The sequence below is a fragment of the Cytobacillus sp. genome (genome assembly GCF_032154635.1).
Taxonomy (GTDB): domain Bacteria; phylum Bacillota; class Bacilli; order Bacillales; family Cytobacillaceae; genus Cytobacillus.
Map to the genome: position 1 here is coordinate 1 of NZ_JALDXW010000006.1, position 15,126 is coordinate 15,126.

The following is a 15,126-nucleotide window of genomic DNA, read 5'->3' on the forward strand; positions in this document are numbered from 1 at the left end:
AGGGTGTAGGTCGGGTAACCGGCGCGAGGGTTCAAATCCCTCCTTCTCCGCCATATGCTGGCCCCTTGGTCAAGCGGTTAAGACACCGCCCTTTCACGGCGGTAACACGGGTTCGAATCCCGTAGGGGTCATAACAAAAAGCTGTCAACTATAAGTTGGCAGCTTTTTGTTCGTCCATTAGGATTTTTAAAAGACCAAATGCGCGATAACTTTCGGCAAATGTTAGATAAAACAAAAATGTTGCTCGATAAACTCAATAACATGCTAGATAAAATAAAAAAATTGCTTGATAATTGCCAGCACCTCCCATAATAAATCGAAATGCAAGCGTTACATTCAGTATAAGCTAGATTTATATCGAAAATATGCTTATAAATACGAAAAGGTTACTATGTCTGGCAACAAATAGCTAATCGAACTTAACATCTCTTTCCTCTAGCCGTTTTCCTGGATTGTTCAAGTCAATATTAGATGTAATTCCAGTAGAGGGTCCCCTGAATAAATCTCCAACTGCAAGTATTTTTCCATCTGGTGCTTCAAATAAAGGAGTTTTTATCTCATTTTTAGCTGCTTCATGAATTAAGTACTCTTCCTCTTTATTACTCATCGCGCTATTCCACCTTTCTTAAAAATTTCACTTGTCTTAGTTTGTCTGCAACTAGTTGATTTTATGTCGAATTCAGGTGAATGGGTTAGAATCCGCCCACTTTATATCCATTCATTTCAGTTATTGTCATTAAATTTAGTAGGTGTATACAAGGTTAATTTTATAATCAAACGAATATATTCATGAAGATCAATAAAAAGCTATATGGGAGAAGGGCGTAATGAATATTGTAACTGATTATGAAATGCACTTATTTCATGAGGGAACACTGTATGAGAGTGATCGTCTCTTTGGTGCACACTTGATTAGGGAAAATGAAAGAACACATACGCGTTTTTGTGTTTGGGCTCCAAACGCCCAATCTGTCAGATTAGTTGGAAATTTTAATGACTGGAATGGAGAACGCTTTCAGTTACATAGAGTAAATAATGAAGGGATTTGGTGCATTCTTGTAAAAAGGGATATGCAGGGATGCATATATAAATATGAGGTTATTACACAAGATGGCAGAAGGCTATTAAAAGCTGATCCTTTTAGCTTCTTTTCAGAGGTAAGACCGGGAACGGCCTCTATTGTATACTCGTTAGAAGGCTATGAATGGAATGACTGCGAGTGGCTAAAGAAAAGGCGGGAAAGGAACCATCTTGCAGAACCAATGGCAATCTATGAAGTACATATGGGGTCGTGGAGGAGACGTGAGGATGGGAGCTTTTTAACTTATAAAGAGCTAGCTGCGGAATTAATCCCATATGTAAAGGAGCTTGGATTCACCCATATTGAGTTATTGCCCGTAACTGAGCACCCGCTCGACGAATCATGGGGCTATCAGGGGACTGGATATTATTCAGTGACAAGCAGATATGGAACACCAAAGGAATTTATGCATTTCGTTGATCAATGTCATCAACAGGGAATAGGAGTGATCCTAGATTGGGTTCCCGGTCACTTTTGTAGGGATAAGCATGGATTGTTTCAATTTGATGGTTCATCTCTATATGAATATGAAACACATGCTGACAGAGAAAATGTAGTATGGGGTACAGCAAATTTTGATCTGGGAAAAAAAGAAGTTCATAGTTTCCTTATTTCGAATGCACGATTTTGGATGGAGTATTACCATATGGATGGTCTTCGAATCGATGCGGTTTCTAATATTCTTTACTGGCCAAATCGCTATGGAGAGAACAACCCATATGGAACTCGATTTTTAAAAAAGCTAAATCAGACGGTACTAACGTATGATCCCTCATTCATGCTTATGGCAGAAGACTCGACAGCTTGGCCAGGAGTTACTTTTCCAGTGCAATATGGAGGGCTGGGTTTCAATTATAAATGGAATATGGGGTGGATGAACGACATTCTAACATATATGGAAGCATCTCCAGATCAGCGTAAGCATCTTCATGGAAAGATTACTTTTTCACTACTCTATGCTTTTACAGAAAACTTTGTTCTTCCGCTTTCCCATGATGAAGTGGTTCATGGGAAAAAATCATTATTAAATAAAATGCCCGGTGATTACTGGCAAAAGTTTGCACAATATCGCCTGCTGCTAGGCTTAATGATGGCACATCCAGGGAAAAAGTTACTTTTCATGGGATTTGAGCTTGGCCAGTTCGATGAATGGAAGGACCAATCACAACTTGACTGGAACCTACTTGATTATGCCATGCATCAAAAGTTGAATGTCTATGTAAAAAAGCTGCTCTCATTGTATAAACGATCCAAACCGCTTCATGAATTAGATTCCCTAAGTAAAGGCTTTGAATGGATTGATGTACATAACCATCAGCAATCAATTTTTTCCTTTATAAGGAAGGGGAAAGCAGAAAAGGATCAGCTTGTAGTTGTTTGTAATTTCACGGAATGTGCGTATCATAACTACCAGATTGGCGTACCACAAGAAGGCTTCTACCAAGAAGTATTTAATAGTGATCAGGATCAATTTGGCGGCTCTCATTTAATTAATACCTATCAGATAAAAGCAGAACATATTGCATTCCATGGAAAACCATTTTCTTTGAAAATGACCATTCCTCCATTTGGAATATCCATATTATGTCCTGTTAATCAAGGAAAGGTGAGGAATATAAATGGGCAAGAAAAAGTGCGTAGCCATGCTATTAGCTGGTGGAAAAGGAAGCAGGCTTCACTCATTGACGAAGAACTTAGCTAAGCCTGCCGTTCCATTTGGAGGAAAATATCGAATTATCGATTTTACCTTGAGTAATTGTACGAATTCTGGCATTGATACGGTCGGTGTTCTTACTCAGTATCAGCCTCTCATATTAAATTCCTATATTGGCATTGGAAGTGCATGGGATTTAGACCGAAGAAATGGCGGAGTGACGGTACTTCCGCCGTACAGTGAATCATCTGAAGTAAAGTGGTATAACGGAACAGCTAGTGCCATTTATCAAAATTTAAATTTTTTAATGCAGTATGATCCTGAATATGTATTGATTTTGTCAGGTGACCATATATATAAAATGGATTATGAGTGCATGCTTGAATACCATATCGAAAAAGATGCAGATGTCTCAATTTCTGTTATTGAAGTTCCGTGGGAGGAAGCAAACAGGTTTGGTATTATGAATACGAATGCGGAGATGAGAATTATTGATTTTGTAGAAAAGCCAGATGCTCCAATAAACAACCTTGCTTCCATGGGGATCTATATTTTTAATTGGTCCGTATTAAAGGAATATTTAAAGAAGGATAATGAAGAGTCGACTTCAAGCCATGATTTCGGAAAAGATGTGATTCCACTGCTGTTAAAGGAAGATAAGAGGCTATTTGCCTATCCGTTTAAGGGATATTGGAAGGATGTAGGTACGGTACAAAGTCTATGGGAAGCAAATATGGATCTATTGAATGAAGAATGTGAATTGAATGTATTTGATTACGACTGGCGTATTTATTCGGTTAACCGAAATCACCCGCCTCAATATATTTCACCGCTCGCAAACATAGAGGAGTCATTAATCAATGAAGGGTGCATGATTGAGGGGGATATTGAGAGGTCTGTTCTTTTTCAAGGGGTATCTGTCGGAAAGGGTTCATTTATTCGTGAAACGGTTGTCATGCCTAATGCACAAATCGGTCAAAATGTTTTCATTGAAAATGCTATTATCCCAACAAATATGGTTATCCCAGATGGAACGGTAGTAAGGAAATCGAAAGAAATTATACTCCTATCAGACGAAATGCTTGAGGAGATCATGCAGATTAATAGAATGGTTTAGTTTGTTTGTCGAGGATAAGCAAGTCTAATAAGGAGGAGAAAATTTGAATAAACGGGTTCTAGGTGTAATTGATGCGACTACCTATCATGAAGGGCTCAAGGAGCTAATGATCCACCGTTCACTTGCAGCTATTCCTTTTGCAGGAAGATATCGTCTCATAGATTTTGTTCTCTCGAACATGGTGAATGCCAATATTGAAAGTGTAGCGATCTTTCCAAAGTTTCAATACCGTTCCCTTATGGATCATCTTGGTTCAGGAAAGGATTGGGATTTAAATAGAAAAAGAGATGGGCTGTTCTTCTTCCCTACATCCATTATAGAAGGAATACGCAGGGGGATTGGATCTTTCAGTCATTTTTCGGCGAATCTGGATTACTTTCAACGCAGTAAACAGGAGTATGCATTAATTACTAATTGCTTTACTGTATCTAATATGGATTTCAGGCCAGTATTGGATAGACATATACAAACCGGCTGTGATATTACGGAAATTTATCATTTAGGCAAGTCAATGCAAATGTATTTGGTTAAAACTACATTACTGATTGACCTTATTCAGACTAGGGAAAAGACAGGATATACTTGTATGAGTGATGTAGTCACAGACATTTATCATACCTATCGAATATGTCGGTATGACTATCATGGATATGTTGCAATGATTGATTCCATAGAGTCATATTTTGCAGCAAGTATGGACCTCCTTACTCCTAAAGTATGGAATAGGCTTTTTCAAAAGGATCATCCGATTTTTACAAAAGTAAAGGATGAACCGCCAACTCGCTATTTAAGAGGAGCAGCTGTTCATCATTCAATAATAGCTAATGGGTGCCAAATGGAAGGCACTGTTGAAAATAGTATTATTTCTCGTGCCGTAAAGATAGGCAGAGGGGCAATAGTGAAAAATAGTATTATCATGCAGAAGTGCCAGATTGGCAACCATTGTGTATTAGATTCAGTAATCATAGACAAGGACGTCAGGGTTGAAGCAGGAACCGTGTTGACAGGTTCAAGCACGTCCCCACATGTGATTTGTAAGGGTACTGGTCAAGGGGCGCTGATGAATATATGAAAGTATTATTTGCTGTATCCGAATGTATTCCTTTTGCAAAGTCTGGAGGGCTAGCAGACGTGGCTGGGGCATTACCGAAGGAATTAGCTAGACAAGGAATGGATATTAGAGTAATTTTGCCGAAATACGGATTAATAGATAATAATCTAAAGGCTCGTATGAACAAGAAGGCAGAATACACGGTAGAAGTAGGGTGGAGAAAACAATATTGCGGAATAGAAGAATTGGCATTCCAAGGGGTTCACTATTATTTTGTGGACAATGAGTATTATTTTATGCGTGAAGAATTATACGGCTATTTTGACGATGGCGAACGATTCGCTTTTTTTTGCAAGGCAGTATTAGATTCACTTTCACATATTAATTTTCAGCCGGATATCATTCATTGTCATGATTGGCATACAGGGATGATTCCTTTTCTATTAAAATTTGAATGCAAAGAGAAGAAAGGCTATGAATGTATACAAACCGTATTTACGATTCACAATTTGCTATTCCAAGGGATCATGCCGAGAGAGTCACTTAAAGAGTTATTTGGACTAAAAGAAGAATACTTCCATATAGACTATTTGGAGTTTTATGGGTGTATTAATTATATGAAGGGAGGAATCGTTGCTGCTGATAAAATCACAACGGTTAGTCCTACATATAAAAGAGAGATTCAAACAGGTGCATATGGAGAAAAGCTTCATGAGTTATTGCAGTGCAGGTCACATGATTTAGAAGGGATTCTAAATGGAATCGATCTGGAGCTATATAATCCAGAAAGAGACCCCTTTTTGTTTAAAAATTATAGTTGGAATGACTTAACAAATAAACGAGTAAATAAATGTCATTTACAGGAACGATTGGGCTTGCCAATTAATGAGAAAACGCCAATGATTGCAATGATCACAAGGCTTACGAAGCAGAAAGGCATTGATCTTGTTAAACATGTGTTTCGTGAATTGATAGCGAAGGACATCCAACTCATCATTCTTGGTACGGGTGACGATGAATATGAGCATTTTTTTCAACAAATGGAAGCAGCTTACCCGCATAAATGTAAAGCATATATCGGCTTTGACGAAGGGCTTGCACATGAAGTATATGCAGGTGCTGATTTATTTCTTATGCCATCTCAGTTTGAGCCTTGTGGGCTTGGCCAGATGATTGCTATGAGGTATGGAGCGGTTCCGATTGTAAGAGAAACAGGTGGACTAAATGATACGGTCTTTTCTTTCAATGAACAAAGTAGGGAGGGAAATGGCTTCTCATTTAGTCATTATCATGCTCATGATATGCTTTTTACGATTGAGAGAGCTCTTCGTTTTTATTGGGATGAAGCATGCTGGAGAAATATTGTGCAACATGCGATGGCAATGAATTATAGCTGGGCGCAATCGGCAGAAAAATATAAACAGCTATATTCAGAGCTCATCTCAAGGAGGGAGATTCATGTTTACAAATAAAGAAGAGTTTAAAGAAAACTTCCTAAAAAAGCTTGAGATGATGTGTGGAAAGAGCTTTAGTGAAAGCACGAAACGGGATCATTACTTTACATTAGGCAATATGATCAGAGAATATGTTAGCACGAACTGGATCAATACGAATGAGCATTATCGTACGGCAAAGGGAAAGCAGGTTTATTATTTATCAATAGAATTTTTACTTGGACGGCTGCTTCATCATAATTTAGTAAATTTGGGACTTGTGGAACTGGTTAAGAAAGGGCTCGAAGATTTAGGAATCGATCTGTATGAACTTGAAGAAATTGAACCTGATGCTGGCCTTGGAAATGGAGGATTAGGGAGACTCGCGGCTTGCTTTATGGATTCATTAGCTTCATTAAATTTTCCAGGGCATGGCTGCGGAATCCGGTATAAGCATGGGTTGTTTGAACAGAAAATTGTTGATGGCTATCAAGTTGAGCTTCCAGAACAATGGCTTCGACATGGGCATGTGTGGGAAGTAAGACGAGCAGATTTAGCGATTGAAGTTCCTTTCTGGGGAAATGTAGAGATGAAGGTGGAAAATGAGAAATTGGTATTTCGCCATGAACATGCAGAAAAGATTACAGCCGTGCCATATGATCTGCCTATTGTAGGGTTTCAAACGGAAACAGTAAATACGCTCAGGCTCTGGAATGCAGAACCTTCTCCTTTTCCGATACATCAGGATATTTTAACATATAAGCGGGAAACCGAGTCTGTGTCTGAATTTCTATATCCAGATGATACACATGATAAGGGGAAAATATTGCGATTAAAGCAGCAGTATTTTCTAGTTTCAGCAAGTATCCGGTCGATTATTCGATCCTTTCGAAAACAAATAGGCGATCTGAATCTACTTCCTCAGCATGTAGCGATTCATATAAATGATACGCATCCAGTTCTAGCAATTCCCGAGCTGATGAGAATTTTGCTTGATGAGCAAGGCATGAGCTGGGATGATGCGTGGGCTATCACTATCAATACGATCTCTTATACAAACCATACAACCTTATCCGAAGCACTTGAAAAATGGCCAGTCCGAATTTTCCAGCCATTGTTGCCGCGTATTTACATGATCGTAGAAGAAATCAATGAACGCTTTTGCCGCATGCTCTGGGATCAGTATCCTGGTGACTGGCAGCGTATTGAGCGTATGGCTATAATCGCCCATCATGAGATAAAAATGGCTCATCTTGCACTTGTAGGCAGTTATAGTGTCAATGGGGTAGCCGCGCTTCATACAGAAATTTTAAAAAAAAGGGAAATGACCAATTTTTATCGTATTTTCCCGGAAAAATTCAATAATAAAACAAACGGAATTGCCCACAGAAGATGGTTATTAAAAGCAAATCCACCCCTTGCAAAATTAATAACCGATGGAATAGGAGATAAATGGATTCGTGAGCCTGAGCATTTATGCGAGTTGGCGCGATTTAAGGAGGATATCTCATTTCTTGAGCAGCTTTCAGAAGTTAAACAGCGAAATAAACGAAGGCTTGCTGACAGGATGGCGCTGCAAACAGGAATGTCTATAAATACTGAATCGATATTTGATATTCAAGTGAAGCGTCTGCACGCTTACAAAAGACAGCTTTTGAATATTCTGCATGTGATGTATTTATATAATAGGCTAACGGAGGATTCATCCTTTCAGATGCACCCACGTACGTTTATTTTTGGTGCGAAGGCTTCTCCGGGCTATTATTATGCAAAGAAAATAATTAAACTGATTCATTCTGTAGCTGATAAGGTAAATAAGGATGCTCGCACAAATGAAAGGCTAAAGGTAGTTTTTTTAGAAAATTACCGAGTATCACTTGCAGAAGAAATATTCCCTGCTGCAGATATAAGTGAGCAAATATCAACGGCTAGTAAAGAAGCATCTGGAACAGGGAATATGAAGTTTATGATGAATGGGGCGATTACCGTAGGGACACTCGACGGAGCAAATATTGAAATGAAGGAAAAGGCAGGGGCTGACCATTTTTTTATTTTTGGACTCACTGCCGAGCAAGTATTAAATTATGAACAAAATGGCGGCTATCATTCCATGGAATATTACTTTCACGATAAGAGAATCCGTCAGGTAATCGATCAGCTAACAAGTGGTTTTTTTCCAGACCTAGAGAATGAGTTTGAACCGATTTTTGATTCTCTGCTCATAGAAAATGATCAATATTTTGTCCTTAGGGACTTTGATTCCTATGTGGCGATACAAAATCAGGCTGGGAAAGCATATGAAGATCGATATCATTGGCAAAAAATGAGCTTAATGAATATTGCTGGCTCTGGCTATTTTTCCAGTGATCGAACGATTAAGGAATATGCAAAAGATATCTGGAACATAACTCAAAATTATAAACTTCTATAAAGAGGCAGTGAACAGCAGCGAAATGCCCCGCCGGATTTGGTGATTTCTGAGATATCTACTTCAATGACCTCATAGCCTCTTGATTGAAGCTTTTTGTTCAGATTTTTATTTATTGGCATACTAAAAACCTTTTTATTGCCTATAGAAAGGACATTGGCGGAATGGTTGAGCAGATCTTCTTTTGTCATTTCAATTAAATCGTAACGGGATTTCAAAAGCTGGACTTGTTTACTATTTATTTCATTCGAACATATTAATGCTTCTTCAGGTGATAAAATATTAAAAACACAATCAAGATGAAGGAATGCATCATTAAATGGAACTGGAATAACTTCATATTTAGGCAGAATGGATTGCAAATGCCTTACTGCTAGCAAATTTGTCCGTTTGCTAATTCCGATATATACCGTTTCTCCATCAATCATTACGTCACCGCCTTCAATGGTTACACCGATTAATTGATGAAAAGGGATCTGTTCCTTTTTCAGCCATTTGATAAGGCTGGCTTCTTCACCTTGCCGAAGATATGTTTTCATTTCGGTAACATAGATCCTATTGCCGATAGCAAAACCGATATCACGAGTGAATACTTGATCAGGGAAAGCCTTGTCAGGTGGAAGAATAACCACTTCTACTCCATGACTTTTTAGTGCATGAATAAAATGTTTATGCTGTTTTATTGCGAGGTCAATATTAATTGATACATCCCTAAATTCCTTGTGGTTGGGGTCGTTTATAGACATATAGTTTGGTTCGCATAAAACAACTTTTTGAAGCGTGCTGTATTCTGTATGACAAAAAATAGTATGGCTCTCGGCAGTCATCACTGATCCTCCCGGTAGGATTTTAATTAAATTTATAAACCTGCAAGATGAGGGTGACGTATGTGTTTTAGTATGAACGTTTTTGGCAAAATCATGATGAAAAAAAAAGCCTTTGCATGAACGCAAAGGCTTTTTGTATTTTTAGATGAAGTAACCGATGAAAAGACCAATAGACAATAAAAATCCGAAAATCGTATTTGTTTGTGCTGTTGCTTTCATGGCAGGCATCATTTGGATTGGAATGGTTTTGCCGATAAATCCTTTCGTTGCTTTAATCGCTTTCGGCGCACTTAACACAACGATAGCAAGCCATGGAGAGATAATATTTAACGCAATTAGGATAAAAACCCATGCATAGGAAATAATAAACATTCCTGCAAGTAATTTAATTGCAGCATTTCTGCCGATTAAAATAGCTAGTGTTTTCCGGCCGAATTCTTTGTCACCATCTAAATCACGGATATTGTTCGAAAGCATGATGGCCCCAACAAGAATAAAAATAGGGATCGAAACTAAAACGCTTGTAGAAGTAACAGTACCGGTTTGGATAAAAAATGAAATTAGGATAATGATCATTCCCATAAAAAATCCGGATACGATTTCACCAAAAGGTGTATGGGCGATTGGCAGCGGACCGCCTGTATATAAATAGCCAATTAGCATACAGAAGAGGCCAACAAGTGCAAGCCACCAGCTGCTGCTGCTGCAAATATAAATTCCCAGTAATAGAGCAATACCGTAAAGAGAAAGGGCTACATTCAGAATGGTTTTTGGCTTGATTCCCTCACGGACAATTGCCCCACCAATACCGTGGGAATCTTCCGTATCCAGTCCTCTTACATAATCATAGTACTCATTAAACATATTTGTTGCAGCTTGAATAAGTAAGCTGGCAAGTAACATCGCCAAAAATAATCCAAAATGAAGATCTGTTTCGTACATAGCTAATGCTGTTCCAAGCAAGACAGGTACAAAAGATGCGGTAAGTGTATGTGGTCTCGTTTGCTGCCACCAAACCTTCCAAGTTTTTTTCGAATTAGAAGGCGGAACATTCGTATGCGTCTGTGGTTGCATCTAACTCTCCCCTTGTTATCTATATTTAAAAGATTAATTAGTTCAAGATGATGGAAATATAACCTTGGTATCTGGGTATTGTCTAGCTTCAGCATCTACCCCCTCGAGGTCACAAGCCAATCCTCCCGGGAAGGTAAACAATACCTTTCCAAGAGTCTCGTCTTGTGCTTGTCGGGGTTGAGCGAGACGCTTCCGCATTTCTGATTTATCAAACCTATTTATTATATCGAATAACTCCTTCTTCTGTCAAAATGCAGGATACTAATGTTTTTATATTTTAATAGTTGGTGTTTTTGGAAGCGATTGCTTTTTGTTCCAAATCTACGTTCTATTTATATAAGAAAACAGCCATGAGTGAGTACGATCATTGACATTTGAATGATAAGAAGTGTATGTTAAAATTAGCTTAGACGATGGATAACAGCTAAACGCTGTTGTTGGAGGGATTTTTTTGGTTACGATACAAGAAACGGAACTAAAAGAAGGAATCCTGAAAGCGATTGAGAGGGCAAAGGCCTTATCTAAACCAGTTTTAGTAAGTGAAGTGCAGGAAATTAATCATATAGAACCTCTTACTTTTTTCGCAGCAGGACACGAGCCTTTTTTAGGGGAGCGTTTTTTCTGGAAAGACCCAGCCGATGAAACTTTTATTATCGGCCTTGGAATATGTAAACAAATTCAATCGGATCAGGCGGCTGACCGCTTTTTTCTTGTGGAAGAAGAATGGCAAAGCTTTATTAAAGATGGGATTATAAATAATCCATACCACCTGAATGGAATTGGACCTTTAATGTTTGGAGGCTTTTCATTTGATCCTTATAAAGAGAAAACAAAACTATGGTCCAAATATTCAGACTCTCTCTTTCATATTCCCAAATTTATGTACAGTGAAATAAATGGAAAGGCTTTTTTTACAACAAATATTGTATGTACACAACATGATGATCCTTCTCTTGCAGAGGCTTTACAAACGGAAAGAAGAAACTTATTTACGGCACTTGCAGATAACACATATCAAGAGAAATATGAACTTATAAATGAAAGTGAAATCAATCCTGGAAAATGGAAGGATACTGTTGCAGCGGTTGTCAATGTGTTAAAACAAGGAGCGTTAAATAAAGTTGTACTTGCAAGAGAAACTAGATTGCAATTTAGTCAAACGATTCAGGTGGAACAAGTTCTAATGAATTTACTTAAAGTTCAGGGCGGGAGCTTTATTTTTGCATTTGAATCGAATGGGGATTGCTTTATCGGTGCTTCACCAGAACGTCTTGTGAAAAAAAATGGGTCAAGCTTTTTCACGACCTGTCTTGCTGGCTCCATTGCAAGAGGGAAGACTGAAGAGGAAGACAGGGTACTGGGGGATACATTGTTAGCAGATCCGAAAAATATTATTGAGCACGAATATGTTGTTCGAATGATTAAAGAGGCTATGAAAGAGGTATGTGAAGAAGTTACTATGCCTAATAAGGCCCAACTGCTAAAAACGAGAGATATTCAGCATCTATACACCCCGGTAATGGGAAAGGCGAAAAAAGATACGTCCTTGCTTTTATTAGTTGATCGTTTGCATCCAACACCTGCATTGGGAGGATTGCCAAAAGCGAAGGCTGTCGAGAAGATAAGAGAAGTAGAGGAACTGGATCGTGGGTTTTATGGTGCCCCATTAGGCTGGGTGGACTATAAAGGAAATGGGGAATTCGCCGTATCGATCAGATCGGGATTGATTCAAGGAGATGAGGCTTCTCTCTTTGCTGGCTGTGGGGTTGTTGAAGATTCTGACCCAGAAAGTGAATACGTGGAAACGAAAATTAAATTTCGACCGATGCTAACAGCACTTGGAGGGAATAATCAATGAATCATCAAGAAGCTTTAACTTCTTATATTGCAGCATTTGTATCCGAGTTATATAAGAATGGGGTAAAGGATGTAGTTGTAAGTCCTGGTTCTAGATCTACCCCGATGGCAATGGTTATGGCAGAACATCCTGAACTTCGTGTACATATACATGTAGACGAACGTTCTGCTGCCTTTTTTGCATTAGGTATTGCAAAGGCTTCAAAAAAACCAGTTGCAATTTTATGTACATCAGGAACAGCAGCTGCAAACTATTTCCCTGCTATTGTAGAGGCCAATATTGCTAGAGTGCCTTTAATCGTTATGACTGCTGACCGTCCGCATGAATTAAGGGATGTAGGGGCACCACAAGCAATCGATCAAATTCATTTATATGGCAACCATGTAAAATGGTTTGTGGAAATGGCGCCGCCGGAAGATTCTACGGAAATTATTCGGTATGCACGTACGGTTTGTGCGAGGGCTGCGAGTACTGCGCTTCGTTCTCCGGCTGGACCAGTGCATTTGAATTTTCCATTTAGAGAGCCATTAATCCCGCAACTGGATCGAGAAGATTTATTTGAACCGTTTGAGCGTTCCAACGGTTATGTGAAGATTCAGTCTGGTGATCTAGTTTTAGGTGATGAACAATACAAAGATATAGCAGAAAGCATAAGCGTGTATAAAAAAGGAATAATTGTTTGTGGACCGATTGATTCTGAAGGTTTTGCAGAAGCAGTAACAAAACTGGCAGAGAAGCTTCAGTTTCCCATTCTTGCGGATCCACTATCTCAATTGAGAAGTGGAAAACATGACGGAACTCATATCATAGATACATACGATACCTTTTTAAAGAACGAGGACGCCAAGAATACCTTAAAGCCAGAATTTATTATCCGGTTTGGTGCCATGCCAGTGTCTAAGCCGTTAATGATTTTTCTCAAGGAAAATCATGACGTCCGACAATTTGTTGTTGATGGCGGCGGTGGATGGCGCGATCCAGGCATGGTATCTTCTGAAATGATCTATAGTGAGGAATCACTGTTCTGTAAATCTGTCATCCCTTTTATTAGTCAGACAAATGATATGAGTTATTTCCAACAGTGGGAAGAAATGAATCAATTAACGCGCCATCAATTAGCAGCCATCAGTGAGCTCGATGTATTAAGTGAAGGCAAATTATTCTACCAGTTAGCTGATACGCTCCCTGATGGAGCAACCTTATTTGTTGGCAACAGCATGCCAATACGTGATTTAGATACCTTTTTTCATTTTAATAACAAATCGATTAGAGTCATGGCGAATCGAGGAGCAAATGGCATTGATGGGGTAATTTCAACAGCTTTAGGGGCGGGAACATGTTCTCAGCCACTTTATTTAGTTCTAGGGGATTTAACCTTTTTCCATGATTTAAATGGGCTAATTGCTGCAAAGCAGTTTGGAATCAATATTCATATTCTCCTAATTAATAATAATGGGGGAGGGATTTTTTCATTTCTTCCACAGGCAAGCCATCCAAAAAACTTTGAAAAATTGTTTGGAACGCCATTAGATTTGCAATTTGAACATATTGTAAAAATGTACGGAGGACACTATGAATTGATTTCCGATTGGGTACATTTTTCAACTGTAATTAATTCCGAAATGTCCGGTTTAAGGGTGACGGAAATTACTACCAATAGAGACAGAAATATCGTTGAGCATCGCGAATTATGGGATGCGGTTTCCCGGGAAATAGGTCGATTACTGGATGGCAAATGCTGATGAATTTTGACATTAATGGACTTACTTATCATGTAGACGTATGGGAGATGGAGCCTAAGTGTAGAGATATAACTGTTGAAAATAAAGTAAATCTGCCGCCTTTAGTCTTGCTTCATGGATTTACAGGAAATGCTTATTCTTGGAGAAAACTAAAGCCCTTTTTAAAGGGAATCAGAAATGTGTTTGCGATTGATATCGTTGGACATGGAAAAACGGATGCCCCAGCTGATATTTCTAGATATACGATCGAATCTGCAGCAAGAGACATTGATTTGATCCTTGAACAAATGAGAATTGAACAGGCCAATATTTTAGGCTATTCAATGGGAGGCAGACTTGCGTTAACGTTCGCACTTAAATATCCTAATAAGGTAGGAAAGGTAATTCTAGAGAGCGCTTCTCCTGGTCTTGAAGAAGAAGGACAGCAGGCTGCAAGACGCATTCAAGATGAAAACCTTGCTATACGAATTCGAGAAGAGGGGATCCCTGCCTTTATTGAGTATTGGGAGAACATTCCACTATTTAACACTCAAAAGAGACTTGCTGAAAATATTCGAGTCGAAATGAGAAACCAGCGCTTAGCAAATTCTCAGATTGGACTAGTTAACAGTCTTAAGGGGATGGGAACGGGTTCTCAGCCTTCATGGTGGAGTAAGCTAGATGAGCTTTCAATGCCTTTTCTTTTGCTTACAGGAAGTCTCGATGAAAAATTTTGTCTGATCGCTGATAGAATGCAAGCAACAATGAAAAATGCGCGCAGAATAACGATTTCTGACTGTGGCCATGCAATACATGTGGAGAAACCAAAAATATTTGGTACAATAGTAAGTGAATTCTTGTCTAATGAAAAAGAATAGGCGA

The 15,126-nt window shown here is 38.8% G+C and carries 11 protein-coding genes and 1 tRNA gene; 9 read left to right on the forward strand and 3 right to left on the reverse strand.

Translation table 11 applies throughout. The features are described from left to right. The first annotated feature begins 59 nt into the window (after positions 1-59). Positions 60-131: transfer RNA gene (locus RUH74_RS06125), tRNA-Glu, on the forward strand. A gap of 278 nt (positions 132-409) precedes the next feature. On the opposite strand, the gene RUH74_RS06130 is transcribed toward RUH74_RS06125, so the two are convergent. After that, on the reverse strand, positions 410-607 hold the full coding sequence (locus RUH74_RS06130; RefSeq protein ID WP_313799390.1) for a hypothetical protein: 198 nt from the start codon (positions 605-607) through the stop codon (positions 410-412). 220 nt (positions 608-827) lie between these two features. Here RUH74_RS06130 and glgB point away from each other — a divergent pair, with 220 nt between their 5' ends. From glgB to RUH74_RS06155, 5 genes are read left to right on the forward strand one after another with little or no spacing between them, the layout of a single operon-like run. Then, positions 828-2,783, forward strand: coding sequence for a 1,4-alpha-glucan branching protein GlgB (glgB, locus tag RUH74_RS06135; RefSeq protein ID WP_313799391.1), 1,956 nt, complete (start codon positions 828-830; stop codon positions 2,781-2,783). Further along, the gene (locus RUH74_RS06140; protein WP_313799392.1) at positions 2,701-3,852 is read left to right on the forward strand and encodes a glucose-1-phosphate adenylyltransferase; all 1,152 of its coding nucleotides are present in this window, start codon (positions 2,701-2,703) and stop codon (positions 3,850-3,852) included. The genes glgB and RUH74_RS06140 overlap by 83 nt, the downstream gene beginning before the upstream one ends. 43 nt (positions 3,853-3,895) lie before the next feature. After that, positions 3,896-4,924, forward strand: coding sequence for a GlgC family sugar phosphate nucleotidyltransferase (locus tag RUH74_RS06145; protein WP_313799393.1), 1,029 nt, complete (start codon positions 3,896-3,898; stop codon positions 4,922-4,924). Beyond that, the gene (glgA, locus tag RUH74_RS06150) at positions 4,921-6,375 is read left to right on the forward strand and encodes a glycogen synthase GlgA (protein WP_313799394.1); all 1,455 of its coding nucleotides are present in this window, start codon (positions 4,921-4,923) and stop codon (positions 6,373-6,375) included. Before RUH74_RS06145 ends, glgA begins: the two co-directional genes overlap by 4 nt. After that, positions 6,362-8,767, forward strand: a complete 2,406-nt coding sequence (locus tag RUH74_RS06155) for a glycogen/starch/alpha-glucan phosphorylase (protein ID WP_313799396.1) — start codon at positions 6,362-6,364, stop codon at positions 8,765-8,767. Before glgA ends, RUH74_RS06155 begins: the two co-directional genes overlap by 14 nt. On the opposite strand, the gene RUH74_RS06160 is transcribed toward RUH74_RS06155, so the two are convergent. Further along, positions 8,752-9,591, reverse strand: a complete 840-nt coding sequence (locus RUH74_RS06160) for a dimethylarginine dimethylaminohydrolase family protein (protein ID WP_313799397.1) — start codon at positions 9,589-9,591, stop codon at positions 8,752-8,754. The two genes, RUH74_RS06155 and RUH74_RS06160, sit on opposite strands and share 16 nt — an antisense overlap. 141 nt (positions 9,592-9,732) lie before the next feature. Next, a complete protein-coding gene (locus RUH74_RS06165) occupies positions 9,733-10,665 on the reverse strand; it encodes a 1,4-dihydroxy-2-naphthoate polyprenyltransferase (RefSeq protein WP_313799398.1) in 933 nt (310 codons plus the stop codon). Between the two features lie 451 nt (positions 10,666-11,116). Here RUH74_RS06165 and RUH74_RS06170 point away from each other — a divergent pair, with 451 nt between their 5' ends. From RUH74_RS06170 to menH, 3 genes are read left to right on the forward strand one after another with little or no spacing between them, the layout of a single operon-like run. Further along, on the forward strand, positions 11,117-12,523 hold the full coding sequence (locus tag RUH74_RS06170) for an isochorismate synthase (protein WP_313799399.1): 1,407 nt from the start codon (positions 11,117-11,119) through the stop codon (positions 12,521-12,523). Continuing rightward, positions 12,520-14,265 carry a 2-succinyl-5-enolpyruvyl-6-hydroxy-3-cyclohexene-1-carboxylic-acid synthase gene (gene menD / locus RUH74_RS06175; protein WP_313799400.1) on the forward strand — a complete coding sequence of 582 codons (1,746 nt, stop codon included), beginning with the start codon at positions 12,520-12,522 and terminating at the stop codon, positions 14,263-14,265. The genes RUH74_RS06170 and menD overlap by 4 nt, the downstream gene beginning before the upstream one ends. Then, positions 14,265-15,122: a 2-succinyl-6-hydroxy-2,4-cyclohexadiene-1-carboxylate synthase gene (menH, locus tag RUH74_RS06180; protein ID WP_313799401.1), complete on the forward strand. Its 858-nt coding sequence runs from the start codon at positions 14,265-14,267 to the stop codon at positions 15,120-15,122. Before menD ends, menH begins: the two co-directional genes overlap by 1 nt. Positions 15,123-15,126: the final 4 nt, after the last annotated feature.

What these genes read in the sequence shown, in the direction of transcription:
- menH (WP_313799401.1), top strand. Translation starts at nt 14,265, where the DNA reads ATGAATTTTGACATTAATGGACTTACTTATCATGTAGACGTATGGGAG.
- menD (WP_313799400.1), top strand. Translation starts at nt 12,520, where the DNA reads ATGAATCATCAAGAAGCTTTAACTTCTTATATTGCAGCATTTGTATCC.
- glgB (WP_313799391.1), top strand. Translation starts at nt 828, where the DNA reads ATGAATATTGTAACTGATTATGAAATGCACTTATTTCATGAGGGAACA.
- RUH74_RS06130 (WP_313799390.1), bottom strand. Translation starts at nt 607, where the DNA reads ATGAGTAATAAAGAGGAAGAGTACTTAATTCATGAAGCAGCTAAAAAT.
- RUH74_RS06160 (WP_313799397.1), bottom strand. Translation starts at nt 9,591, where the DNA reads ATGACTGCCGAGAGCCATACTATTTTTTGTCATACAGAATACAGCACG.
- RUH74_RS06165 (WP_313799398.1), bottom strand. Translation starts at nt 10,665, where the DNA reads ATGCAACCACAGACGCATACGAATGTTCCGCCTTCTAATTCGAAAAAA.
- RUH74_RS06155 (WP_313799396.1), top strand. Translation starts at nt 6,362, where the DNA reads ATGTTTACAAATAAAGAAGAGTTTAAAGAAAACTTCCTAAAAAAGCTT.
- RUH74_RS06140 (WP_313799392.1), top strand. Translation starts at nt 2,701, where the DNA reads ATGGGCAAGAAAAAGTGCGTAGCCATGCTATTAGCTGGTGGAAAAGGA.
- glgA (WP_313799394.1), top strand. Translation starts at nt 4,921, where the DNA reads ATGAAAGTATTATTTGCTGTATCCGAATGTATTCCTTTTGCAAAGTCT.